This is a genomic window from Curtobacterium sp. MCPF17_018 (genome assembly GCF_003234135.1).
Taxonomy (GTDB): Bacteria; Actinomycetota; Actinomycetes; order Actinomycetales; family Microbacteriaceae; genus Curtobacterium; species Curtobacterium flaccumfaciens.
Genome location: NZ_QKSJ01000001.1, coordinates 154,016 through 177,950, shown reverse-complemented (window position 1 = coordinate 177,950; position 23,935 = coordinate 154,016). Strand labels below are relative to the sequence as shown.

Annotated in this window: 22 protein-coding genes; 10 read left to right on the top strand and 12 right to left on the bottom strand. The window is 71.3% G+C overall.

The window, feature by feature from the left end; all coding sequences use genetic code 11:
* Positions 1 to 25 precede the first annotated feature (25 nt).
* Both DEJ27_RS00855 and DEJ27_RS00850 read left to right on the top strand, forming a co-directional pair.
* Entirely contained in the window at positions 26 to 1,846 is a 1,821-nt protein-coding gene (locus DEJ27_RS00855; protein ID WP_111090140.1) for a glycoside hydrolase family 15 protein, read from the top strand.
* Positions 1,847 to 1,892: 46 nt separating this feature from the next.
* Entirely contained in the window at positions 1,893 to 2,495 is a 603-nt protein-coding gene (locus DEJ27_RS00850; RefSeq protein WP_110858643.1) for a DUF1992 domain-containing protein, read from the top strand.
* A 488-nt stretch (positions 2,496 to 2,983) separates the two neighbouring features.
* Here the strand turns inward: DEJ27_RS00850 and DEJ27_RS00845 are convergent, their stop codons facing one another.
* Complete coding sequence (locus DEJ27_RS00845) at positions 2,984 to 3,667, bottom strand: hypothetical protein (protein ID WP_110858642.1); 684 nt, start codon at positions 3,665 to 3,667, stop codon at positions 2,984 to 2,986.
* 212 nt (positions 3,668 to 3,879) lie between these two features.
* On the opposite strand from DEJ27_RS00845, the gene DEJ27_RS00840 reads away from it, so the two are divergent.
* The 5 genes from DEJ27_RS00840 (at position 3,880) to DEJ27_RS17605 (ending at position 8,985) form a co-directional block, all read left to right on the top strand.
* The gene (locus DEJ27_RS00840; protein WP_110858641.1) at positions 3,880 to 6,336 is read left to right on the top strand and encodes a phosphoketolase; all 2,457 of its coding nucleotides are present in this window, start codon (positions 3,880 to 3,882) and stop codon (positions 6,334 to 6,336) included.
* Between the two features lie 93 nt (positions 6,337 to 6,429).
* Positions 6,430 to 6,759, top strand: coding sequence for a hypothetical protein (locus DEJ27_RS00835; RefSeq protein ID WP_111090139.1), 330 nt, complete (start codon positions 6,430 to 6,432; stop codon positions 6,757 to 6,759).
* A gap of 228 nt (positions 6,760 to 6,987) precedes the next feature.
* Entirely contained in the window at positions 6,988 to 7,671 is a 684-nt protein-coding gene (locus tag DEJ27_RS00830; RefSeq protein WP_110858638.1) for a fumarylacetoacetate hydrolase family protein, read from the top strand.
* A 153-nt stretch (positions 7,672 to 7,824) separates the two neighbouring features.
* On the top strand, positions 7,825 to 8,799 hold the full coding sequence (locus DEJ27_RS00825) for a sugar phosphate isomerase/epimerase (RefSeq protein ID WP_181430046.1): 975 nt from the start codon (positions 7,825 to 7,827) through the stop codon (positions 8,797 to 8,799).
* 9 nt (positions 8,800 to 8,808) lie between these two features.
* A complete protein-coding gene (locus DEJ27_RS17605) occupies positions 8,809 to 8,985 on the top strand; it encodes a hypothetical protein (protein WP_181419934.1) in 177 nt (58 codons plus the stop codon).
* 292 nt (positions 8,986 to 9,277) lie between these two features.
* Here the strand turns inward: DEJ27_RS17605 and DEJ27_RS17600 are convergent, their stop codons facing one another.
* The 3 genes from DEJ27_RS17600 to DEJ27_RS00815 form a co-directional block, all read right to left on the bottom strand.
* On the bottom strand, positions 9,278 to 9,433 hold the full coding sequence (locus DEJ27_RS17600) for a hypothetical protein (RefSeq protein WP_155896954.1): 156 nt from the start codon (positions 9,431 to 9,433) through the stop codon (positions 9,278 to 9,280).
* A gap of 158 nt (positions 9,434 to 9,591) precedes the next feature.
* Entirely contained in the window at positions 9,592 to 12,126 is a 2,535-nt protein-coding gene (locus tag DEJ27_RS00820) for an ATP-dependent DNA ligase (RefSeq protein ID WP_111090137.1), read from the bottom strand.
* Entirely contained in the window at positions 12,123 to 13,013 is an 891-nt protein-coding gene (locus DEJ27_RS00815; protein ID WP_111090136.1) for an SDR family oxidoreductase, read from the bottom strand. Before DEJ27_RS00815 ends, DEJ27_RS00820 begins: the two co-directional genes overlap by 4 nt.
* Before the next feature lie 135 nt (positions 13,014 to 13,148).
* Here DEJ27_RS00815 and DEJ27_RS00810 point away from each other — a divergent pair, with 135 nt between their 5' ends.
* Positions 13,149 to 14,174: a Ku protein gene (locus DEJ27_RS00810; protein ID WP_111090135.1), complete on the top strand. Its 1,026-nt coding sequence runs from the start codon at positions 13,149 to 13,151 to the stop codon at positions 14,172 to 14,174.
* Between the two features lie 42 nt (positions 14,175 to 14,216).
* Here the strand turns inward: DEJ27_RS00810 and DEJ27_RS00805 are convergent, their stop codons facing one another.
* Positions 14,217 to 14,726, bottom strand: coding sequence for a DUF6328 family protein (locus DEJ27_RS00805; protein ID WP_111090134.1), 510 nt, complete (start codon positions 14,724 to 14,726; stop codon positions 14,217 to 14,219).
* An 81-nt stretch (positions 14,727 to 14,807) separates the two neighbouring features.
* Here DEJ27_RS00805 and DEJ27_RS00800 point away from each other — a divergent pair, with 81 nt between their 5' ends.
* Positions 14,808 to 15,416: an antibiotic biosynthesis monooxygenase gene (locus DEJ27_RS00800; RefSeq protein WP_111090133.1), complete on the top strand. Its 609-nt coding sequence runs from the start codon at positions 14,808 to 14,810 to the stop codon at positions 15,414 to 15,416.
* 12 nt (positions 15,417 to 15,428) lie between these two features.
* On the opposite strand, the gene DEJ27_RS00795 is transcribed toward DEJ27_RS00800, so the two are convergent.
* Genes DEJ27_RS00795 through DEJ27_RS00780 form a run of 4 tightly spaced genes read right to left on the bottom strand, consistent with a single transcriptional unit; the run spans position 15,429 to position 19,748 of the window.
* On the bottom strand, positions 15,429 to 16,370 hold the full coding sequence (locus DEJ27_RS00795; protein ID WP_110858632.1) for a Ppx/GppA phosphatase family protein: 942 nt from the start codon (positions 16,368 to 16,370) through the stop codon (positions 15,429 to 15,431).
* A 51-nt stretch (positions 16,371 to 16,421) separates the two neighbouring features.
* A complete protein-coding gene (locus tag DEJ27_RS00790; RefSeq protein ID WP_111090132.1) occupies positions 16,422 to 17,282 on the bottom strand; it encodes a ribokinase in 861 nt (286 codons plus the stop codon).
* Positions 17,279 to 18,709, bottom strand: a complete 1,431-nt coding sequence (locus DEJ27_RS00785) for an MFS transporter (protein ID WP_111090131.1) — start codon at positions 18,707 to 18,709, stop codon at positions 17,279 to 17,281. The genes DEJ27_RS00790 and DEJ27_RS00785 overlap by 4 nt, the downstream gene beginning before the upstream one ends.
* 7 nt (positions 18,710 to 18,716) lie before the next feature.
* On the bottom strand, positions 18,717 to 19,748 hold the full coding sequence (locus DEJ27_RS00780; RefSeq protein ID WP_111090130.1) for a nucleoside hydrolase: 1,032 nt from the start codon (positions 19,746 to 19,748) through the stop codon (positions 18,717 to 18,719).
* A gap of 162 nt (positions 19,749 to 19,910) precedes the next feature.
* On the opposite strand from DEJ27_RS00780, the gene DEJ27_RS00775 reads away from it, so the two are divergent.
* Complete coding sequence (locus DEJ27_RS00775; RefSeq protein ID WP_258369759.1) at positions 19,911 to 20,909, top strand: LacI family DNA-binding transcriptional regulator; 999 nt, start codon at positions 19,911 to 19,913, stop codon at positions 20,907 to 20,909.
* A 168-nt stretch (positions 20,910 to 21,077) separates the two neighbouring features.
* On the opposite strand, the gene DEJ27_RS00770 is transcribed toward DEJ27_RS00775, so the two are convergent.
* The 3 genes from DEJ27_RS00770 to DEJ27_RS00760 are packed head-to-tail and all read right to left on the bottom strand — an operon-like array spanning position 21,078 to position 23,915.
* Positions 21,078 to 22,763 carry an MDR family MFS transporter gene (locus DEJ27_RS00770; RefSeq protein WP_111090129.1) on the bottom strand — a complete coding sequence of 562 codons (1,686 nt, stop codon included), beginning with the start codon at positions 22,761 to 22,763 and terminating at the stop codon, positions 21,078 to 21,080.
* On the bottom strand, positions 22,760 to 23,380 hold the full coding sequence (locus tag DEJ27_RS00765; RefSeq protein WP_258369758.1) for a TetR/AcrR family transcriptional regulator: 621 nt from the start codon (positions 23,378 to 23,380) through the stop codon (positions 22,760 to 22,762). Before DEJ27_RS00765 ends, DEJ27_RS00770 begins: the two co-directional genes overlap by 4 nt.
* Before the next feature lie 52 nt (positions 23,381 to 23,432).
* Complete coding sequence (locus tag DEJ27_RS00760; RefSeq protein WP_110858627.1) at positions 23,433 to 23,915, bottom strand: GNAT family N-acetyltransferase; 483 nt, start codon at positions 23,913 to 23,915, stop codon at positions 23,433 to 23,435.
* Positions 23,916 to 23,935 lie beyond the last annotated feature (20 nt).

Below are 23,935 nucleotides of genomic sequence, written 5' to 3'. Positions count from 1 at the left end.
GCCGGGGCCGGGGCAGGCTGGACGCATGACCGAGCGCACGCGAGACACCCCCGACGCGACGGAGAACGAGGAACGGACGAACGGGTACGTCCCGCTCCGTTCGTACGGCGCGATCGGCGACGGGCGGACGGTCGCCCTCATCGCGCTCGACGGGCGGATCGACTGGCTGCCGATCCCGTCGATGGACTCACCGCCGGTGTTCGCGAGCATCGTCGACGCGGAGCACGGCGGACACGTCGCCCTGCGGCCCGTGGACGACCAGGCGCAGGTGTCCCGCGCCTACCTGCCGGGGACGAACGTGCTCGTGACGACCTGGACGACCCCGTCCGGCACCGCAACCGTGACCGACGCCATGGTCACCGGGGTGGCCGGACGTCTGCCGTGGGCCGAGATCGCCCGCTGCGTGCAGGGGGTCGACGGTTCGGTCGAGATGGAGTGGGCGGTCGTGCCCGGCACGATCCTGAACACCGCGGAGCCGCGCCGACTCGACACCGTGAACGGCACGGTGATCGGCGTCGACGGCGTGACCATCGCGATCGTCGAGCAGGGCTTCGAACCGGTGCACGACGACGGCCCCCGGTTCTCGGGGCGGTTCTCGACGACCGAGGGCTCGAAGTCGATCCTGACCATCGTCGGCACGTACGACGAGCCGATCTTCCTGCCGGAGCCGGAGCGCACGCTCGAAGGGGTCGACCGCACGATCGAGAACTGGTCGACCTGGTCGAAGGAGTTCAGCTACGACGGACCGTGGTCCGACGCGGTCCAGCGCAGCGCCCTCGCCCTGAAGCTCCTGATCTTCGCCCCCACCGGCGCCATCGCTGCGGCCCCGACGACGAGCCTGCCCGAGGACCGCACCGGCGGGAAGAACTGGGACTACCGGTTCGCCTGGGTGCGCGACCTGGCGTACACGGTGCACGCGCTCACCCGCTTCGGCCTGCGCGAGGAGACGCACGCCGCCGTCTCGTGGGTGATGCGCACGATCGCCGAGCACGACGAGACGATGCCGATCTTCTACGGACTCGACGGGTCGAAGAGCGACACCGTCGAGGAGCGCGACGTTCCGGGCTGGAACGGCATCGGTCCGGTCACGATCGGCAACCGGGCCGGCGACCAGCTGCAGCTCGGCGTCTGGGGCGACGTGTTCGAGATCATGCGACAGTACGTCCGAGCCGGCAACGTGCTCGACCGCAAGACGGCTTCGGTGCTGCAGGACCTCGCCGACGACGCGTGCCACCGCTGGGTGGAGCCCGACTCGGGCATGTGGGAGCTGCAGGAGGCGCAGCACTACACGACGAGCAAGATCGGCTGCTGGCAAGCGCTCGACGCGGCCGTCGAGCTGCACGACGCGGGGATGATCGACGGCCCGCGCGAGAAGTGGATCGAGAACCGCGAGCTCATCGAGGACTGGGTCGCCGAGAACGGGTGGAACGAGGAGCTCGGCCACTACGTCATGTACCCGGGCACCGACGCGCTCGACTGCTCGATCCTGCTGCACGCGATGTCGGCGTTCGACCGTGGACCGCGCATGGACTCCACGATCCGGGCCATCGAGGAGCAGCTGCAGCACGGGCCGCTGGTGTACCGGTACTCCGGCATCCAGGACGAGGAGTCCCCCTTCGTGGCGTGCTCGTTCTGGCTCGCCGCCGCGCTCGCGTGCGTCGGACGCATCGACGACGCGAAGCAGCTGATGGACGACATGGTCGCGCAGGCGAACGACGTCGGCCTGTTCAGCGAGATGCTCAGCGCCGTCGACGGGGACTTCATGGGCAACATCCCGCAGGGGCTGTCGCACCTGGCGCTCATCCAGGCCGCGATGACCATCGAAGAGCTCTCGGAGAAGTCCTGACCGGCCTGGACGGCCCGTCGGGAGCGCGGGGCATCATGGTCTGACGATGAACGACGTCGATGCACGGATGGACCGGCTCCGCAGGGCCGCCCGCTACCGCTACCAGCAGCTCGTCGACCAGGAGATCGAGCGGGGGTCGCTCGACCCCGACGAGGTGCGCTCGGAACGCGAGGAACGTCGGCTGCTGAAGGCCGCCGACGTCGCCGCGCACGCCCGGGCCCAGATCGAGGAGGCCGAGCGCCGCGGGGTCTTCGAGGGCAACCCGTACCACGGAAAGCCGCTTCCGGGCCTCGACGGGCAGCACGACCCGGACTGGTGGATCAAGTCGAAGATCGAGCGTGAGGACATCCGGGGCATCGCGCCGCCGGCCCTGGCGCTGCGGACCGAGGACGCCGAACTCGACGACGCCCTCGACGCCCTGTCGCTCGAGACCGACGTGCGCGACGTCCTCGTCGACTTCAACGCGCGGGTGAAGGAGGCGCGGCGGCAGCTGCTCGGCGGGCCGCCGGTGGTGACGCCGATGCGCGACGTCGAGGCCGAGGTGCTCGCCTGGCGGGAACGCCGCGAGGTGCGCATGGCTTCGGCCGCGCGGGCTGCGGAGCAGGCGCGGCTCGAGGCGAAACCGCGGCGGTGGTGGCGGCGCGGCTGAGCGGTGCCGAGCTGCGGTCCGGGGCGAGATTTCGCGCTGAGCGACAGTTCTCGCAAACGTGAGCGCGTGAGGTGTCGTCCAGCCCGTGAGGACGGCGGCTGCCGACCCGGTGTACGCGCACGACGGACGGGAGGCCCGGTGCCAGGACTCGGCCCCGCGGACAGGTTGCGGGTCCCGGTACCCGCAACCTGTCCGCGGGGCCGAGTCCCGGCAGGGGCCGCCGGCCCGGCGCGCGGACACGACGGACGGGAGGCCCGGTGCCAGCTGGCACCGGGCCTCCCGTCCGTCTGTGCGCCCGTTCTTTCCCATCGCACGCGCGTTGGTTCGCAAGAACGGGCGTACCTGGTCGAAACAACCCACCAGGTACGCCCGGTTCCACCAGGTTCGCCCGGTTCCACCAGGTACGCCCGGCTCCGCACGGCGCACGACGCAAGTCGGCCCGGGCCGCGCTGCTGCGTGGTCCGGGCCGACTGTGGTGGTGCGGGGTGTTACTTGATCTGGGCGGTGATGGTGGCGGTGCCGACGAGGAGGCCGCGCTTGACGGCGTCGGTGCCGAAGGTCTTGTTCAGCAGGCCGGCGGCGTCTTCGCTGACGTGGACGGTGGTGCCGGTCAGGATGGCGTTGTCGCCCTCGAGCTGGAGGGGCTTGAGCGAGCCGCCGTGCAGCTCGAACAGGAACGCGTTGGCCGCGGCGACCTTGCCGTTGACCAGGACGTCGCCGTAGAGCTTGGACGAGCCCGGGTTCACGACGAAGTTCTCCAGCGTGACGGTGGTGTCGCCGGCCTTCAGGGTCAGGCCCGAGTCGTCGTGGTTCAGCAGGCCCTGCACGTAGGGGCGGTAGTTGCCGTCCGGGGACCAGTAGGTGACCGACCCGGCGGTGATCGGGAACGACACCGACCCGTCGGCGAGGGTCGCGTCGCCGGAGACGCCGGGGGTGAGCTTCAGGGCGGTGAGGGCGTCGGTGAAGCCGGAGTCGAGCTTCACGGCGGTGGAGCCGCCGAGGACCTCGGGGACCGAGGCGACGGGTGCGGGGATCTTCGACTCGGACGACGAGGACACCGTGTGCACGTTCGGGGTGGCGGCCTGGGCGGAGGAGATCCCGAACGCGGCACCGCCGAGGACGAGGGCGCCGGTCGTGGCGAGGGTGATGGAGGTCTTGAGGCTCTTACGCATCGTGATCAGTCCTTTGCTCTGGAGGCGCTCCGGCCGGTGGCCGAACGTGCACGCTGTGCGCACGCTTGCTGTGAGCAAGCTGTAGACCGGCCAAGTGTGACCGGAGAGCGCCCTGGGCTTTTGCCCTGTGCAAGTGATTCGGCACCCCCGCCCGAACGGTTTGGGACGAGTTTCCTGAGGTGCCGCAACCCGGTGTTTCGTACCGTGTACCCATGGCTCCAGCACACATCTCCACCACCGACCGGCTCCGGGCGGTCGACGCCTGGTGGCGCGCCGCCAACTACCTGACGGTCGGGCAGATCTACCTGCTGGACAACCCGATGCTCACCAGGCCGATCGAACCCGACGACGTCAAGCCGCGGTTGCTCGGCCACTGGGGCACCTCCCCCGCACTGAACCTCGTGTACGCGCACTGCAACGCGCTGATCACGGAGACCGGGCGCGAGTTCCTGTACATCTGCGGCCCGGGGCACGGCGGCCCGGCGATGAACGCGAACGCCTGGCTGGACGGCACGTGGAACGAGCTGTACCAGGACGTCGACCTGCAGCGGTTCTTCCGCCAGTTCTCGTTCCCCGGCGGCATCCCCTCGCACGCCGCCCCGGAGACCCCCGGCTCCATCAACGAGGGCGGTGAACTCGGCTACTCGCTGTCGCACGCCTACGGTGCGGCGCTCGACAACCCGGACCTCGTCGTCGCGTGCGTGGTCGGTGATGGTGAGGCCGAGACCGGTCCGCTCGCCGGGTCGTGGCAGGCGCACACGTTCCTCGATCCCGTCTCCGACGGCGCCGTGCTGCCGATCCTCAACCTCAACGGCTGGAAGATCGCGAACCCGACCGTCCTGGCCCGCATCCCCGACGAGGACCTCACCGCGTACTTCCGCGGGCTCGGCTACGACCCGATCGTGGTCGATTCCCGCCGCGTCGACGACGACCCGTACGCGGTGCACGCCCTGTTCGACGGTGCCCTGCGACGTGCCCTCGCCGGCATCGACGACATCCAGGCCGCCGCCCGCGCCCAGGCCGCCCGTGCCGCCGCGGGGCAGCCCGCCGGTGCCGCCGACCTGCGTCCGCGCTGGCCGATGATCGTCCTGCGCACGCCGAAGGGCTGGACCGGCCCGAAGGAGGTCGACGGCGAGCAGGTCGAGGGGACCTTCCGCGCGCACCAGGTGCCGCTGCCCGCGGTGCGCGAGGACGACGGCCACCGTGCCCAGCTCGAGGAGTGGATGCGCTCGTACCGCCCCGAGGAGCTCTTCGACGCGGACGGCCACCCGGTCGGCATCATGACCACGATCCGCCCGACCGGTGACGAGCGGATGAGCGCCACCCCGCACGGCAACGGCGGTCGGCTGCGAACCGCGCTCGACCGGCCGCCGCTCGAGCCGTACGCGGTCGAGGTCGGTTCCACGGCGTCCGCGACGGGCACGCTCGGCCCCTGGCTCGCCGCACTCATCGAGAAGAACGCCTCGACCTTCCGGCTCTTCGGCCCGGACGAGACGATCTCGAACAAGCTCGACGCCGTGTTCGACGTGACCTCGCGCGTCTGGCGGGCTCAGCGCGCCGCCGGCGACGAGCACCTCGCCGCACGTGGGCGGGTCACCGAGGTCCTGTCCGAGCACCTGCTCGAGGGGATGCTCGAGGGCTACGTGCTGTCCGGTCGGCACGGGATGCTCAACACCTACGAGGCGTTCGCCCACATCATCGACTCGATGGTCGGGCAGTACGCGAAGTGGCTGGAGTCCTCGACCGACATCGACTGGCGGGTGCCGGTGTCCAACCTGTCGCTCCTGCTCTCGTCGCACGTCTGGCGACAGGACCACAACGGGTTCTCCCACCAGGACCCCGGGTTCCTCGACGTCGTCGCGTCGAAGCAGCAGGACCTCGTCCGGATCAAGCTGCCGGCCGACGCCAACACGCTGCTCGCCGTCGCCGCGCACGCGATGGAGACCACGGACCGCATCGAGGTGATCGTCGCGGGCAAGCACCCGGAGCCGGTCTTCCTGTCCCTCGACGACGCGGTCGCGCACGCGAAGGCCGGACTCGGCGTGTGGGACTTCGCCGGCACCGAGCAGGCCGTCGGAAAGGTCGACGTCGTGCTCGCCTGCGCCGGTGACGTCCCCACGGTCGAGGCGATCGCCGCCACCGACATCATCCGGAAGCACGCTCCCGGCGTCGGGGTCCGCGTGCTCAACGTCGTCGACCTGCTGGCGCTCGGTGACCCGCGCAAGCACGAGCACCCGATCCCGGACGAGCAGTACGACGCGCTCTTCCTGCCCGGCACGCCCACGGTCTTCGCGTTCCACGGGTACCCGACCCTCGTGCACCAGCTGACGTACCGCCGGAACGGGCACGACGACCTCCACGTGCACGGGTTCCTCGAGCAGGGCACGACGACCTCGCCGTTCGACATGCTGATGCGCAACGAGATGGACCGCTTCGCCCTGGCCCACGACGCCCTGACGCGGGTGGATGCCGAAGCGCACGCCGACCTGCTCACGAAGCTGTCCGAAGCGCGTGACGCTGCGCGGACGTTCGCGTACACGAAGGGCGAGGACCACCCGTCGCTCGCGGGCTGGGAGTTCGCGGGCTGGCCCCAGGACGAGCCGGCCAGCGGCGGGACCGGCGGCGACCCGGGTGCGGGCGAGACCGAGGCGGCTGCGCCCGGCAACTGACGCGTTCCTCCACAGCCCAGGAGGCCCGGAGCACCCTCCACAGGACCGGTCACGCCCGCCACGTGGCCGGTTCCGTGCTGTCAGGGTTCCGGCATGGACATCGGCTGGACCAATGCGCTCGTGTCGGTCACGAGCGCATCCGTCGCGTTGGGTGCGCTCGTCGCCTCGGTGCTCGACGGGCGCGCAGGACGGCGAAATGCAGAGTTCTCGGTGCACCGCGATCTGTGGTGGCAGCGTTGGTCACGGGTCGCCGACCGGGCGACCTCGGACGACGAAGGAGAGCGCGCGGCTGCCGGTGTGATGTCCGCTGCGCTGGTGACCCGCAGTTCGACGACCGCCGACGACCGCTGGGTCGGCCAGGCACTCGACGACCTGACCGCAGCGACGAACGAAGGAGCGAACGATGATCTCGAAGCTGAGTGACAAGGACTTCAAGCGCTGGCTCGACGGACGCGAACTGACGACGCCCGCACTGCTGGCAGACCCGCACTACGGTCCCGGATGCGGGCGAAGGGCGCCGAGGACGAACTCCGCCAGGCGCGGATCGAATGGGGCGAACGGCAGGAGCGCGCCCGGGCGCGGAAGCTCCGGTACGAGGCGTCCTTCGGCGAGAGCTGAACCGATGCCCTGCGAGCCTGCCACGCTGGGACCGTGACCGAACTCGTCATCCCGGCCCCGAGCCTCCCGACCGTGCCCACGACGACGGGCGCGCGTTTCCCCGTCCGCCGCGTGTTCTGCGTCGGCCGGAACTACGCGGCGCACGCTCGCGAGATGGGCCACGACCCGGACCGCGAGCCGCCGTTCTTCTTCACGAAGCCGGCCGACGCCGTCGTGGTCGACGGCGTCGACACCCCGTACCCGCCGCTGACGCAGCAACTGGAGCACGAGGTCGAGCTCGTCGTCGCGATCGGCACCGGCGGCACGGACATCGCCGTCACCGATGCCCTCGCACACGTCTGGGGCTACGCCGTCGGGATCGACCTCACCCGCCGCGACCTGCAGGCCGAGGCGAAGCGACTCGGGCGGCCGTGGGACACGGCGAAGGGCTTCGACGCCTCGGCCCCGATCGGAGCCATCACCCCGGCGGCCGAGGTCGACCCCACCACCGGCGCGATCGAGCTGACGGTGGACGGGGAACTCCGTCAGTCGGGCGACCTGGCCGACCAGATCTGGTCGGTCGCCGAGACGATCGCGGCCCTGTCACGGTCCGTGGCGCTCGCGCCCGGCGACCTCGTGATGACCGGCACTCCTGACGGTGTCGGCGTGCTCGAACGCGGCGCCGTGCTCGTCGGCACGATCGCCGGCGTCGGCGAGGTCCGGACCCGGATCGTCTGAAGCACGTGTCCGCGATGTGTCGACGGGCTGGGAGCGTTCGCAGGCAGCACGGGTAAGTCTTGGGCATCGTCGCGGGTGGGGCCCGCGGCGGACACGGGGCGGCGCATCGCGACGGGGCGACGCGGACACCCCGGGACTGCCGGAGGTACCACCGTGCTGGAACACGACCTGCTCGCCACGTCCTGGACGTGGGCGGGCGACGAGAGCGTCCGCGACCGGGTGCACGCCGTGGGCGCCGCCGGGTTCGCCGGCCTGTCGCTGTCCCTCGACGACCTGCACGAGGTCCGCGCGACGACGGGCTTCGCCGAACTGCGGCGCATGCTCGACGCCGCCGGCATCGTCTGGGTCCAGCTCGGACCGCTGGACCGTTGGTGGACGTGCACGAGCCGCACCCAGGACGAGGACGCCGACCGCGGTGTCGTGCTCGAGGCCGCGGCGACGCTGAGCGCCTGGCAGGTGGTGGCGCGCGCCGACACCTCGTTGCCCGGAGCCTCCCCCGCGACGATGGCCGGCGACTGGTTCGTGCTCGCCGACCAGGCCGAGGCGGTCGGAGCGCAGCTCGTGCTCGAACCGGAACCGTGGTCGAACCTGCCCACGATCGAACGGGCCTCCCGTTTCGTCGCCGCTGCCGGACACCCGAACGGCGGCCTGCTCATCGACGCCATGCACGCGCTCCGCGGCGGTTCCACCCTCGCGTCGATCCGGCAGGGCGTCGCACCGGGGGTCCTCGCAGCCGTCGAGCTGAGCGACGGGCTGCTGCACACCCCGAGCGGGATGACCCTCGCCGAGGAGTCCCGGACGGCACGGTACCTGCCCGGTGCGGGAGCGTGGGATCTGCCCGGCTTCGTCCGGACCGTGCGCGAACTCGGGTTCGCCGAGCCGTGGGGCGTCGAGGTCCGGACGCCGGCGCACCGGGCGATGCCCGTCCGCGATGCGCTCCGGACGGCTGTCGCCGCCACCCGTGCGGTGCTCGACGCCGCCGATGCGTACGGCGCCCCGGCCGCTCCGGCGATGCCCTCGACGCCCGCGCCGACGTCCGCGGTGGACTTCGAGCCACCGCACACCGGCCGGCACGACCCGACGCACGGTGCCCGCCGTCGGGACGCCGACACAGGGACGCCCGCGTAGGTTGCTGGCATGACTGATCAGGCAGCACACGACGACGACCTGCTCCGCCGTTCCCAGGAGTCCATCGACGAGGCGAAGGCCGCCGCGGCCGAGGTGAGTGAACCGGAAGAGGACGAGCTCATCGAGGAGGACGCACCCGTCGCCGACCGCGCGGTGCCCGCCGACGGCCCTGCACCCGCGGCCTGACCCCGTACTGATCCGACAACAGGACCTCTCCGGACAGACGAGATCGCCGGGCGACCATCGAGGTCGCCCGGCGATTCTTCTTGCCGCTCGTGTGACGATCCGGCCACTCGGTCCGTCTCACCAGTGGACCCACCGGTGGCCTTGCGGCGAGCCCGGTGCGGGGCTTCGTGGCCGGTCTCCCTGAACCGGCTGGTCACGTGCCTCGGCGACGGTCCGTGCGCTTCCTGATCCAGCGTGCGGGCCGTCGGGTCTGTCGGACCCGTCGAGCGATCGGGCGTTCAGGCCGTGCCGGTCAGTCGTCGTCCTCGTCGGCGAGGAAGTCCGCGTACCGGACCTCGGTCTCCGTGGTGCCGGTGCCCGGTTCGACGGACCGCTGCGACAGGTCGTCCCCCGTGATCGCGACGCGTTCTGCAGCCGTGTAGGGCGGCAGGTACTTGCTCGAGTTCATCCTCGGAGCCCCCTTCGTCCCGGCGAACGTAACAGCCGATGGCCGATCGTGGCCAGCGGTGCCGATACTGTCCCCCGCGCAGGCTCCGGACGGGGGACGGATGTTCGCCAGCGGCTGACCCCATGCGCACGCATGTGGCCCTGAAGGCGAAGCGCGCGTCAGGTCTCCCGCACGACGTCGTCCGGGTCCTTGTCCACCCGCCACCCCCGCCAGGACGGCTGCCGGAGCCGTCCGTCGCCGGTCCACTCGGCGAACTCGACCTCGCCGACGCGCTTCGGCGTGACCCAGTGCGCAGCCCGAGCGTCAGGTCGTGGGACGTCGACGAACGGCGGGGTCTTCCGTTCCAGCGGTGCGAGGACAGCGGCGATCTCGTCGAGGTCGCGGTCACGGAACCCGGTGCCGACCTTGCCGACGTACTCCAGCCCGTCGGGGCCGGGCACCCCGAGCAACAGCGACCCGATCCCGCCGGCGCGCCGCCCGCTGCCCGGCTTCCAGCCACCGACGACGACCTCCTGCGTGGCGTGGTGCTTGAGCTTGAGCCAGGCCTCGGACCGCCGGCCCTCGGCGTACTTCGACGACCGCTTCTTCGCGACGACGCCCTCGAGGCCCTGCTCGCGCGACGCAGCCAGCACCGCGTCGAGGTCGCCCTGCGCCGCCGGCGGCACGTCGATCGCACCGCCGGGTTCCACGACCGTCTCGAGTGCCTGCCGCCGGGCGTCGTAGCCGAGCCGCGTGAGCTCGTGCCCGTCCGCCTCGAGCACGTCGAACAGCAGGAACCGCACGGGCGTCGTCTCCTGCGCGCTCCGGACCTCGCGCGCCTTCGTCAGGCCCATGCGGTTCTGGAGCAGCTGGAACGAGGGTCGGCCACGATCGTCGACGGCCACGATCTCACCGTCGAACACGCCGTCCACGCCGGCCCGCTCGCCCAGTTCCTGCAGCTCGGGGTACTGGGCCGTCAGGTCGTTGTCGTTGCGGCTGCGCAGGGTCACCGACCCGTCGCGGACCGTCGCCAGCGCCCGCACCCCGTCCCACTTCATCTCGAAGGCCCAGTCCGTCGGGTCCAGCCGGGGCTCGCCCTTGGCCAGGGTCGCCTGCATCGTCCGACGTTCCGACGGCGGGGTCTCGGCGTCCGCGGCCCCGCTGATCCGTCGCTGCCCGGCGCGGTGTGCATCGCCGTGCCCGTCCGACGGCCGGTCCGCCCGTCGCGCCACCGCCGGCCCCGCAGAGCCGCCGGCGTCCGCCAGCCGTTCGGGTTGCTCCTTCGTGCGGTGGATGAGCCAGTTCTTCTCGTCCCCACCGCCACGGCCGCGGGTGTGCAACAGCGCGAGGCGGCGAGCGCCACCCGCCCGGCCGTGCAGCGTGACGATGACCTCCTGCCCCTCGCGCCACTTCTCGAGCTCGTAGGTACCGTCGTCCCAGATGGTGACCGTGCCGCCGCCGTACTCGTCCTTCGGGATCGTGCCCTCGAACGACCCGTACTCGAGCGGGTGGTCCTCGGTCTGCACGGCCAGGTGGTTCTTGCCCGGGTCGGTGGGCTCGCCCTTCGGCAGGGCCCAGCTCACCAGCACCCCGTCGTGCTCGAGCCGGAAGTCGTAGTGGTCGCGGGTGGCGTGGTGCTCCTGGATGACGAAGGTCGGTGTGCCGTCCTTCCGCACGGTGGGTGCGCCCTCGGGCACGGGCTCCGGAGTCTTCGAGGCGTCACGCTTCGCCCGGTAGGCGGCGAGGCGGTCCCGTGCGGGCTGCTCGGCGTCGTTCGCGCGCTCGGTCCGGTCGCTGTCCCAGTGACCGTGGTCGTCGCGCCCGACGGCCAGCGAGGCGGAGGCGACCGGGTGCAGGAAGTCCCCACGGGCCTCCAGGCGTTCGAGGACCTCGTCCAACGTGAGCTGCGCGAGCCCGCGTTCCTCGAGCTCCTTCCAGGTGCGGGGCGCTGCGACCGTCGGCCGCTCGCGGCCGCGCAGCGAGTACGGGGCGATGGTCGTCTTGTTGCCGTTGTTCTGCGACCAGTCGACGAAGACCTTGCCCTTCCGCTCGGCACGGCTCATCGACGACAGCACCAGGTCCGGCAGGTCCGTCTCGAGGGCCTTGGCCAGTTCGTGGGCGACGTCGGAGACCTGCGCCGTCGTCGCTTTACCGTCGAGGGCCGCGTACAGGTGGATGCCCTTGGAGCCGGAGGTCACCGGGTACGGGTCGAGTCCCATGCCGTGCAGGATCTCGCGCGCGGCCACGGCGACCTCGACGCACTCGGGCAGCCCCACACCCTCGCCCGGGTCGAGGTCGAGGACGAGCCGGTCCGGGTTCTGCTGCGCGCCGCGCGGGCCGAACCGCCACTGCGGGACGTGCAGTTCGAGCGCGGCCTGCTGCGCCATCCACACCAGAGTCGGCAGGTCGTCGACGATCGGGTACTCGTTGTCGTGCTCCGAGTGGTGGATGGTGTGGTGCCGCACCCAGTCGGGGGCCGAGTCGGGCAGGTTCTTCTCGAAGAAGACCTTGCCCTCGACACCGTTGGCCCAGCGCTTCCGGGTCACGGGGCGGTCCTTGACGTGCGGGATCATCCACGGCGCGACCCGCTCGTAGTACTCGATCACCCGACCCTTCGTGGTGCCGGTCTCGGGGTAGAGCACCTTGTCGGTGTTGGTGAGCGCGAGCCGCCGGTCCCCGACGAGGACGACGGTCTTGCGCGAGGCGGGACTCACAGCGCCACCCCGGTCGCTCCCGCCACCGTCAGGGTCGTGCCGGACGTGTACGACGACTCGGGCCCGGCCAGGTAGACGTAGGCGCTGCCGAGCTCGACGGGTTGGGCGGGACGGCCGAACGGGGTGTCCTGGCCGTACGCCGCGATCTCGTCGCCCGGGTAGCTGATCGGCTGCAGGGGCGTCCACACCGGCCCGGGCACCACCGTGTTGGCCCGGATGCCCTTGCTCGCGAGCTGCCGCGCGAGCCCGTTCGTGTAGGTGATGATCGCGGCCTTCGTCGCGGCGTAGTCGATCATGCGGTCCTGCGGCTGGTACGCGGACACCGAGCTGGTCGTGACGATCGAGCTCCCCGGCGCCATGTGCGGGACGGCAGCGCGGACGAGCCAGAACAGCGAGTACAGGTTGACCTTCATCGTGCGGTCGAAGTCCTCGGTGCTCTGCACGGTGATGTCCTCGTGCACCTGCTGGTGGCCCGCGACCAGCACGAGCGCGTCCAGGCCGCCGAGCTCGCTGACGGCGTCCTGCACCAGGACGTCGCAGAAGGCCTCGTCCGTCAGGTCGCCGGGCAGCAGCACCGTCTTGCGCCCGAGGTCACCGATGACGTCGCGGACCTGTTCGAGGTCCTCGCGTTCCTCGGGCAGGGCGTTCAGGGCGACGTCGGCGCCCTCCTTCGCCATCGCGATCGCCGCCGCACGTCCGATGCCGGAGTCCGCGCCGGTGACGAGCACCCGGTACCCGCGCATCCGCCCGGTGCCCAGGTAGCTCGTCTCGCCGTGGTCGGGGGCGGGGTCCATCGCACTCGCCAGCCCGGACCCCTGCTGGGTCTGCGCGGGGAACGGCGGACGGGGGAACTGGTCGCGCGGGTCCTGCTTGTCGAGCTGGCTCATGGGCCCATCGTGCTCGCGCCGGCCTCGCGGCGGCCCAGCGAACCGGACATCCGTGGAACGATCCCCCGGACGACGCACCTGTGGAGGAACCGTCGGCTCCGGGCACGCACGCGTGCGGGCGGGCATCATGTGCGCATGAGGTCGATCTGGAAGGGCTCCATCGCGTTCGGGCTCGTCAACGTGCCCGTCAAGGTCTACGCGGCCACCGAGACGCACGACGTGTCCCTGCACCAGGTCCACGACGAGGACAAGGGCCGCATCCGGTACAAACGTGTGTGCGAGTTCGGCCACGAGGTCGAGTACGCCGACATCCAGCGCGCCTACGACGACGGCGACAAGACCGTGGTGCTCACAGCGGACGACTTCAAACAGCTCCCCGAGGAGCAGTCGCACGAGGTCGAGGTGCTCGAGTTCGTGCCCGTCGAGCAGGTCGACCCGATGATGTTCGAGAAGACCTACTACCTCGAGCCCGACTCGCGCTCGCCGAAGGCGTACGTGTTGTTGCGCGAGACCCTGGCGAAGACCGACCGCCTGGCGATCGTGCAGTTCACCCTGCGCCAGAAGACCCGGCTCGGGGTGCTCCGGGTGCACGACGAGGTCATCCTGCTGCAGGGGCTGCTCTGGGGCGACGAGGTCCGCGCGGCCGACTTCAAGACGCTCGACACGTCGGTGAAGGTCAGCGCCAACGAGCTGAAGATGTCGTCATCGCTCGTCGAGAGCATGTCCACCGACTTCGACCCCGATCGCTACACCGACTCCTACCAGGAGGAACTGCAGCAGCTGATCGACGCCAAGCTCGAGGCGGGCGACGACATCGACACCGAGAAGACCTTCGGCGCACAGGCCGACGAGGACGACGACGACGAGGGCGGTGACGTGCTCGACCTGATGGCCGCCCTGCGTGCGTCCGTCGACAAGAAGCGGACGGGAGGCTCGGGGTCGCGTTCGTCGTCGACCTCGCGGTCGTCGTCGGGTTCCGGCTCGGGCACGTCCGGCTCGGGCTCCTCCGGCTCCGGCAGGAAGGCGCCGGCGAAGAAGGCGCCGACCAAGAAGGCCGCGGAGAGCACGGCCGAGAAGGCCCCCGCGAAGTCGGCGCCGAAGAAGGCCCCGGCCAAGAAGGCGCCGGCCAAGAAGCCCGCCGCCAAGAAGCAGGCGAGCTGACCGCTCCGGGGGGTGCCCCGTTCCTCGCCTCGGAGGACCCGTTCAGCCGGACGACGAACGCTCGTGCTCCTGGTCGACGTTCCGCTCGCTCCGGCGCAACCCGAACGGCAGGGCCGTCCACAGCGCCGCCGTCGCCACGAACACCGCGACCCCGCCGATCACACCGCCCGGACCACCGAGCACCACGTCGAAGACGAAGTAGACCGTTCCCGAGAAGAGCAGCGCACTCGCGATGAGTGCGGCGAGCAGGATGACGTTGCCGGCGCGGACCAGGTCGTGCTTCTGACGCTGCCGGAACACCAGCCGGTGCGTCGCCACGGCGGACAGCGCCACCACGGTGACGACGACCGCCAGGACGACCAGGACGAGGTAGACCGTCTCCTGCCGGTCGGACAGGTCCGTGAACCGCTGCTGGAACGGCAGCGTCAGCAGGAACCCGGCGAGGATCTGCGTCCCGGTCTGCACGATCCGGAGCTCCTGCTGGATGTCGGCCCAGTTCCGGTCCCACCGTTCCGTCGGCGTCTCGTGCCGGCCGCGTTCGGTCTCGCTCATACCGCGAACCTACCCAACGGGGCGTCGACGACTGACGAGCTGCGACACGAGCCGGTAACACCGATCGGGGACACTGGTCGGATGACTCCACAAGAGCCTGGGAGCCTGCAGTCGTCATCCGAGACCGCAGGCCCACCCGTCACCGTGTCCATCACCCGCCTGGTCGAACCGGACCGGATCCCCGAGGTCACCCGCTGGGTGCAGTCCGGGGTGAACCTGGCGAACCGCTACCCCGGCTTCCTCGGCTCCGGGTGGGTGCGTTCCCGGGCGCAGTCCCGCGAGTGGCACATGCTCTACCGGTTCGCCGACCACGACTCCCTGGCCACGTGGGAGAACTCCGACGACCGGCTGCGCTGGCTCGACCTGGGCCGTGACCTGGTGGTGGAGTCCCGCGTCGAGAAGCGCACCGGCATCGAGGGGTGGTTCGACGTCCCGCAGGACGCCCCGGCCTCGAGCGCTCCCCCACGGTGGAAGCAGTCCGTGAGCATCTGGCTCGGCTTCTTCCCGGTGAACCTCGCGTTCACGTACCTGACGGCCTGGCTCGTCCCCGCGTTCGCGCACGTCGCGATCCTGCCCCGGGTGCTCATCACGACCGTCGTGCTCACGCCGATCATGACGTTCTGGGTACTGCCGTTCGTGACGAAGCTGATCCGTCCGTGGCTGCTCGCACCGCCGAGGCAGCGCGGCTAGATCGACGGGCCGCTACGGGGTCCCGAGGACCGACAGCTGGTCGAGCCGCTCGAGGATGACGCCCTCGCGCAGTGCCCACGGGCAGATCTCGAGGCCCGGCAGGTCGAAGATGTCCAGGCACGCCTCGGCGACGAGCGCCCCGGGCACCACCTGGTGTGCGCGGCTCGCCGAGACGCCCGGCAGCGCAGCGAGTTCGTCGACCGACATCGTGAGCAGCTCCGGCAGGCGCTGCCGCAGCACTGCGCCGTCGAGGGCACGGGGCACGAGCGGTCCGGCGGCGGACGGCGCGGCTCCGCAGATCCGGGCGATCGACCGGAACGTCTTCGAGGTCGCCACGGCCCGGTCCGGGCGGCCCGAGCGGAGCAGCCGTCCGGCGTCCCGGGCGATCTCGACGCGGATCTCGTGTCGGATGCGGCGGACGTCGTCCTCGGTCGGGGTGCCGGCGGCGAAGTAGGAGCGCGCCAGGCGTGCGGCGCCGATCGGCATCGACCACGCGACGTCCGGTGCCTCGTCGGCACCACCGGCGATCTCGAGCGAGCCACCGCCGATGTCGAAGACCGCCAGGCGCCCGGCGGACCAGCCGAACCAGCGGCGCACGGCCAGGAAGGTCAGTCGTGCCTCGTCCGAGCCGGACAGGACGGCCAGCTCGACCCCGGTGGACGACTCGACGTGGGCGAGCACGGCCTCGGAGTTGCCGGCGTCGCGCACCGCCGAGGTGGCGAACGCGAGCATGTCCTCGCAGCCGCGCTCCTCGGCGACGCGGACGGCGTCGGCGACGAACGTGGTCAGTGCGTCGATCCCCTGCTGGGTCACCGCGCCCGAGGCGTCCAGGTGCTCGGCCAGCCGCAGCGGCTGCTTGAACGAGGACGCCGGCAGCGGCGCGGCGCCGCCGTGGGCGTCCACCACGAGCAGGTGGCCGGTGTTGGACCCGATGTCGAGGACTCCGACGCGCATGGGCACAACGCTAGTGGGCCGCGCAGTCAACACACGGCCGGGAGGCAGGGGTCACGCCCGCAGGAACGCCTCCAGCTCGGCGGTGGTCGGGTACGAGGCCTGAGCGCCCGGCTTGGTCGCGGCGTACGCCCCGACCCCCACCGCGAACCGAGCGGCGTCGACGAGGGTGTCCCCCGCGGCCAGACGCAGCGCCACCGCACCCATGAAGGCGTCGCCGCAACCCGTGGTGTCCACCGGCTCGACCCGCACGGCGTCGATCGACACCGGCTCGGCATCCCCGTCGTGCACGACGCAGCCGGCACCGCCGCGGGTGACGATCGACCGTGCGACGCCGTGGTCTCCGAGCGCCGCGGCCTCGTGCTCGTTCACCAGCAGCACGTCGGTCAGCTCGAGGAGCTCGGCCGGCACGGCGCCGAACGGTGACAGGTTCGTGAGCACCGTGACCCCGGCGGCGTGCGCGGCACGGGCGGCGGCGAGGACGACGTCGATCGAGACCTCGAGGCAGAGCCCCAGCACCGTGGCGCCGGCGAAGACGTCGGCCGGCACGTCGTCCGGCGTCAGCGTGCCGTTCGCCCCGGCGGAGATCACGATGGTGTTCTCGCCTGCGGCGTCGACAGTGATGACGGCGGTGCCGGTCGCGACGCCCTCCCGGATCGCGACGTGCGTCGTGTCGACCCCCGCAGCCGCGACGGAGTCGCGGAGCAGCGCACCGTTCCCGTCGTCGCCGACCGCACCGATCATGCGCACCGTGCCCCCGAGCCTCCCGGCAGCCACCGCCTGGTTGGCGGACTTGCCGCCGGGCAGGATCGCGAGGTCGGAGCCCTGCAGGGTCTCACCGGGCTGGGGGAAGCGCTCGGTGCGGACCACCAGGTCCGCGTTGAGCGACCCGACGACGACGATGCTCTCGGTCAACGGACGGTCTCCTTCTGCGGGGCGACGGACGTGGTCTCGGCGCCTTCCGGACGGGGGATGAGGAACGAGATCGCGAGCGCGACGGTCGTGATCGCGGCCCCGAGCAGCATGCCACCGGAGTACCCGGCGGTGCCCGCGGAACCGCCGACGCCGAGCGCGATCTGCAGCGCGGGCAGGACCGCGAAGCTGACCCCGGCGCCGAGGTTGAAGGCACCGGCGTTCAGGCCGGGCAGGAACCCGGGGTTCGACTCCGGCGACAGCACGATGCCCAGGCCGTTCAGGATGATGTTCGCGATGCCGGCGTAGGTGATGCCGATCAGCACGGTCGCGGTGACCAGCACGGGCAGCGAGTGCACGCCGACGAGCGCCATCAGGATGGTCGAGACGATGCTGCCGATGAGGCCGACGCGCAGGACGGCGCGGTACCCGATGGTCGGGGCGAGTCGGCCGGCGAAGGGTCCGACGATCCAGCCGACCAGCGCGTACGGGGTGAGGAACACGAGCGACGCCAGGTCGGGCTCCATCCCGAAGCCCGCGTCACCGTTCTGCGCGAGCGAGGTGACCAGGCCGTTGACGACCGCGAAGACGCCCGTCATGGTGAGGAACGTCGTCGCCAGGAGTGCCCAGGTCGCACGGCGCTTCAGGAACCGGGTCTCGACCAGGGGTTCCCGCACCCGCGACTCGACGGCCCAGAACACGGCGAAGGCGACGAGCGCGACGACGACGCCACCGACCACGAGCACGGGGTTCGCGGCGCCGAGCTTGCCGGCCTCGTTGAACGCCGTGAGCAGCGCACCGACGCTCACCACGAGGGGGACGACACCGATCCAGTCCATCCGGGTACCGGCGGAGGGCTTCGACTCGACCCCCCAGACGGCGACCAGGAGCAGGGCGAGGACGGTGACGACGGCGATGACCCAGAAGATCCCGCGGAACCCGAAGTTCGTCGCGATCCACCCGCCCGCCAGGGCGTCGACGCCCGCGATGCCGCCGTTCACCGCGGTCAGCAGCCCGAGGGCGGCGCCGTAGCGCTTCGGGTCGCTGATCTCGTTGCGCAGGACGAGCAGGCAGATCGGGACGACCGGACCGGTGACGCCCTGGATGATGCGACCGGCGAACAGCATCGGCACGTTCACCGCGAGCGCGGCGACGATGCTGCCGACGAGCATCACGGCGAGCATGCCGATCAGCACGCGCTTGCGGCCCACGATGTCGGACAGCCGCGGCAGGAACAGCGAGAACAGCGCCGCGAGGGTGAAGTACAGGGTCTGCGACAGGCCGATGGTGGCGTCGTCGGTGTTGAGCTCCCGCGCCATCGTGACGAGGGCGGGGCTGAGCATGCTCGCGTTCAGCTGGAACGCGATGCACGCGGCGAGGAGCGCGGCGGTGAGGGCGCCGATCGACTTCTTCGTCGAGGTGGTGGTCATGGGGGTTTCAGCGCTCCGGGGTCGTGGTGATGCCGGCTTCGACGGCGTCGGCGGCGGCACGTGGGGTCCAGCCGGTGTCGGCCGTCTCGCCGATGCGCTCGAGGGCGTCGACGACGAGGTCCCAGAACCGGCCGTGGTCGAGCTCCATCGCGGCGCTCGTGCGGCAGTCCTCGGGTGCGGGGGCGCGGAAGTCGGCGACGGTCATGCCCAGGGTCAGCGCGCCCTGCGTCTCGACGTGGATCGGGACCTTCACGGCGCGGACGATCGTGGGGTCGATGACGTACGCGACGGCGCAGGGGTCGTGGACCGGCGGGGCGTCGAAGCCCTGGGCGTCCTTGTAGGTCTGGCCGAAGAAGTCGAGCAGCTCGCCGACGAACGCGGCGGGGGCGGTGCCGACGCCGGCGATGCGCGCGGCGACCTCGGGGGTGGCGAGGGCCTGGTGCGTCAGGTCGAGGCCGACCATCACGACGTCCCAGCCGGCCTCGAACACGATGGCCGCGGCCTCGGGGTCGATGACGATGTTGAACTCGGCGACCGGGCTCCAGTTGCCGACGTGCACGCCGCCGCCCATGAGCACGACCTGCTTGACGCGCTCGACGATGCGGGGCTCCTTGCGGGCGGCGAGGGCGATGTTCGTCAGGCCGCCGGTCGGCACGAGGGTGACCGTGCCGGGCTCGTGGGCCATCACGGTGTCGATGATCAGGTCGACGGCGTGGCGCTCGTCGAGGTCGAACGACGGCTCGGGGAGCATCGGGCCGTCCAGGCCGCTCTCGCCGTGGATGTCCGGTGCGACCTCGATCTGGCGCAGCAGCGGGCGGGCGGCTCCGGCGGCGAACGGCACCCCGGTGATGCCGGCGATGCGGGCGACGGCCAGGGCGTTGCGGGTGACCTTCGGCAGGGTCTGGTTGCCGACGACGGTGGTCACGGCGAGCAGCTCGATGGCCGGGCTGCCGTGGGCGAGCAGGAGCGCCACGGCGTCGTCGTGGCCGGGGTCGCAGTCGAGGATGATCTTCGCGGCGGGCTGGGTCGCATCGGGCACGCTGGGCGCTCCACTTCTTCGGGGAATCGAGGTGAGTGCTCGACGTGGTGGGGATCCACGGGCCGGCAGAGCGCTGGCGTCGTGGCGCGTCAAGCGTTTGACATCGAAACACGTCAAACGCTTGACGTCAAGTTCGACCACCACGCTCGCTAGCATCGACGAGTGCCCTCCCCCGCCGCCCCGAGCCGTCGTGTGACCGCTGCGATGGTGGCCGAGCGTGCGGGCACGAGCATCGCCACGGTCTCCCTCGTCGTGAACGGCAAGGACCGCGGGCGGGTCTCCGCCCCCATCGCCGCGCGGGTCCGCGACGCCGTGGACGACCTCGGCTACGTCGTCGACCACGCCGCCAGTTCACTCGCGCGCGGCAGCGGCGACCTCGTCGTGTTCATCGCCCCCGACCTGTCGAACCCGTTCTTCGCCGAGGTCATCCGTGGCGTCCGCGACACCCTGGGCGACCGGTTCCAGCTCGTGCTCTCCGTCACCGAGCGGGGTGCACAGCCCGTCGCGGCCGACGTCCGGCGGTTCGAACGGCTCCGGCCGGCCGGCATCCTGGTCGACGCCCCGGCGGCCGACGAGCCGATGTCGGCGAGCGTCCCCGTGGTGCTGCTCGACGCCCCCGGTGGGCCCGAGGCAGTCAACTACGACCTCTCCACGGGCGTGCACGACCTCGTCGCCCACCTGCACGACCAGGGACACCGGCACGTGGGCTACCTCGACGGCACCTCACGGGCGGCGACGTTCGGCGTGCGCCGTGGACTGTTCGAGCAGGCCTGTGCGGACGCCGGCATCACGGTCTCCGAGGTCACCGCCCGCGCCGACCTGACCGTGGAGGCCGCGGCCTCGGCCACCGAGCACGTCATCGAGGCTTGGCAGGACGACGACGTCACCGCCGTCGTCGCGGCCGCGGACACCCTGGCCTACGGAGTCCTGCGGGTCGCCGGCGCGCTCGGCATCGCCGTGCCCGGCGCACTCGCGGTCGCGGGCTTCGACGACCTGCCGTCGTCGTCGGTCACCGCGCCGGCCCTGACGAGCGTGGCGCTGCCCGGTGCCGACCTCGGTCGCGCTGCGGCACTGCGACTCCTCGCGACGCTCGACGGCACGGCCGCCGAGCCCGCGGCCCTGCCGACGCGGCTCGTGCCGCGCGCGAGCACCGGCGCGTAGCGCCCCGTGCCGACGCGGCGTTTCGCGTCAGGCGACACTCCACGGGGTCCCGACGGCGAAAGGTGTCGCTGGGCCCGAAATGACGGCGCGCGGTGGCCGCAACCAGACGACGGACGGGAGGCCCGGTGCCAGCTGGCACCGGGCCTCCCGTCCGTCGGTCGGTGGCGTCTACCGGTCGGAGTCCCGCCCCGGTGTGGAACCTTCCGGTGCCGCCGCGTGCTCCGCACGGGCCGCACGCTGCGCACGCTCGAGCTCGTCGGCCTCGTCGCCGCCGACGGCCTCGCCACGGGCGACCATGCCGGCCGTGTCGGACAGCGTGATCTGCGGCAGGAACAGTGCGAGCAGGAACGCCACCGCGATGAAGGGCAGCAGGTACCAGAACACCGGTGCCAGGGAGTCGGCGTAGGCGTTCACGATGCCGTTCTGCACCGCCTCGGGCAGCTTCGCAACCGTCGCGGGGTCGATGCTCCCCGCCGACGACGCCGCATCGGTCGCCGACCCGCCTGCACCGCGGAACACGTCGGTCAGCGACGTCGTGAGCCGCGCGGTGAAGAGCGCACCGAAGACGGCGGTCCCGAGCGAGGCACCGACCTCGCGGAAGTAGTTGTTCGTCGAGGTGGCGGTACCGACCTGCTCGGCGGGCACGGCGTTCTGCGCGACGAGGACGACCACCTGCATGATCAGGCCGAGCCCCGCACCGAAGACGAACAGGTACGCGCAGATCAGCCAGATCGGGGTGTCCGCCGCCAGCTGGGTCATCGCGAGCATCGCGATGGCCACCAGGACCGTGCCGACGATCGGGAACATCCGGTAGCGCCCGGTCTTGGTGATCAGGACACCCGAGGCGATCGAGGTGCCGATCAGGCCGGCCATCATCGGCAGCATCAGCAGGCCGGAGACCGCGGCCGAGGTGCCAGAAGCCATCTGCAGGAAGGTCGGGACGAAGCCGATCGCGGCGAACATGCCGATGCCGAGCACGAGGCCGATACCGGTCGCCAGCAGGAAGGTGCGGTTGCGGAAGAACGACAGCGGGAGCACCGGGTCCTGCGCACGGGACTCGACGAACACCAGGAGCGCTGCCGAGACGACGAGACCGGCGAACCAGGCCCAGGTCTCGGGGGCGTCCCAGCCGTGGTCCTTGCTGCCGCCGAACTCCGAGAAGAACACCAGGCACGTGGTCGCGGCGGACATGAACAGCACGCCGAGGACGTCGATGCGCTTCGTCGCCTTCTTGTTCGGCAGGGTCAGCGCGAACCACGCCACGAAGAACGCCGCGATGCCGACCGGGATGTTGATGTAGAACGCCCAGTTCCAGGTGAGGTGGTCCACGAAGAAGCCACCGAGCAGCGGGCCACCGATGGCGGACAGGCCGAAGATCGCACCGAGCGGGCCGAGGTACTTGCCGCGCTGCGAGGCCGGGACGATGTCCGCGATGATCGCCTGCGACAGGATCATCAGACCGCCGCCGCCGAGCCCCTGCATGGCGCGGAACACCACGAGCTGCGTGAAGTCCGTGGCGAACGCACACCCGGCCGACGCGATGGTGAACAGCGCGATCGCGATGAGGAACAGGTTGCGGCGGCCGAGGACGTCGCCGAACTTGCCGTAGACGGGCATCACGATGGTGGAGGCGAGCAGGTACCCGGTCGTCAGCCAGGCCTGGTGCGCGACGCCGCCGAGCTCGCCGACGATGGTCGGCATCGCGGTGGAGACGATGGTCTGGTCGAGGCTGGAGAGCAGCATCCCCGCGATCAGGGCGGAGAAGATGATCCAGATGCGACGCTGCGTCAGGAGCAGCGGGCCGTCGGAGCCTGGGCGGGCACGCTTGGTGGTGCCCGGCGCGGTGGCGCTCATGTGGTGTGTTCCCGTTCGGTCGTGGTGACCGCCCTGAGCAGGCGGAGGTTCTCGGTGAGCAGCGCGTCGAACGTCGGCCCCGTGGCCTCGTCGAAGGCGTCGTCGAAGTACTCGGTCGCGGTGGCCTTCATCAAGGCGGCCGCGGCCTCGGTGACCAGGCGCGGTCGGCGGTCGGCGGGGTCGTCCCACCCGAACCGTCGCCGCAGGGCCACGGTGATCCGGGCGAGCTGCACGTCGGTCGCCGACAGGAACCGTGCGACGAGTGCCGGCTCTCGCTCGAACACCCGGCGGACCAGGGCCTCGTCGGCGCGGGCGATGCCGACCCGGTGGAACTGGTCGATCGCCAGCGCGACGATCGACCCGAGGGGATCGAGCTCGCCGGGGACGACCCCGCCCGCGGCGTAGGCGTCGATCGCCTCGACGTCGGCGTTGAGCTCGATGCCGAGCACGGCGTCGTCCTTCGACCCGAAGTGGTTGAAGAACGTGCGGCGCGACACCCCGACGGTCTCGCAGAGCTGCTCGATGGTGAAGCCGTGCAGCCCGTGTTCGACCGTCGCCCGACGTGCCTCGACGATCATGCGTCGGCGCAGCGCGCGGGTGCGTTCGGTGGTGCTCACCGAGCAAGAATTGCACTCTCCTGCTGAAAGTGCAATACGGGATGGGGCCGGGCTACAGGGCCTTCTCGAAGCAGAACGACCACGGCATGGTCGCGACGTAGGGTTCGTAGACCGCGATCTGGTCCCACCCGGTCTTGCGGTAGAGCGCGACGGCGTCGGGCTGCTTGTCGCCGGTCTGCAGGATGAGCCGCGGGGCGCCGAGTTCGCGGCCGACGCGCTCGCACTCGTCGAGCAGCGCGGTGGCCGCACCCTTGCCGCGCGCCGAGGCGAGCACGATGAGCCGCTTCAGCTCGACCTCGTCACCCAGACGCCGGACGGCGATGTGCCCGACCGGCTCACCGGACTCGTCGACGGCCAGGATCGACGTGACGACGGTCGACGGGTCGACGCTCAGCGCACGGCCCCGCTCGGCGGTGACCGCCGGGTCCTCGCCGGCGTTCGCCGACCCGTAGCGCTCGTGCATCTCGTCGTCCATGCGGGCGCGGAGCACCACGCTGCGGGGGTCGTCCCAGGACACGCGTTCGATCGTGATCACGAACGTCGATCCTGGCACGG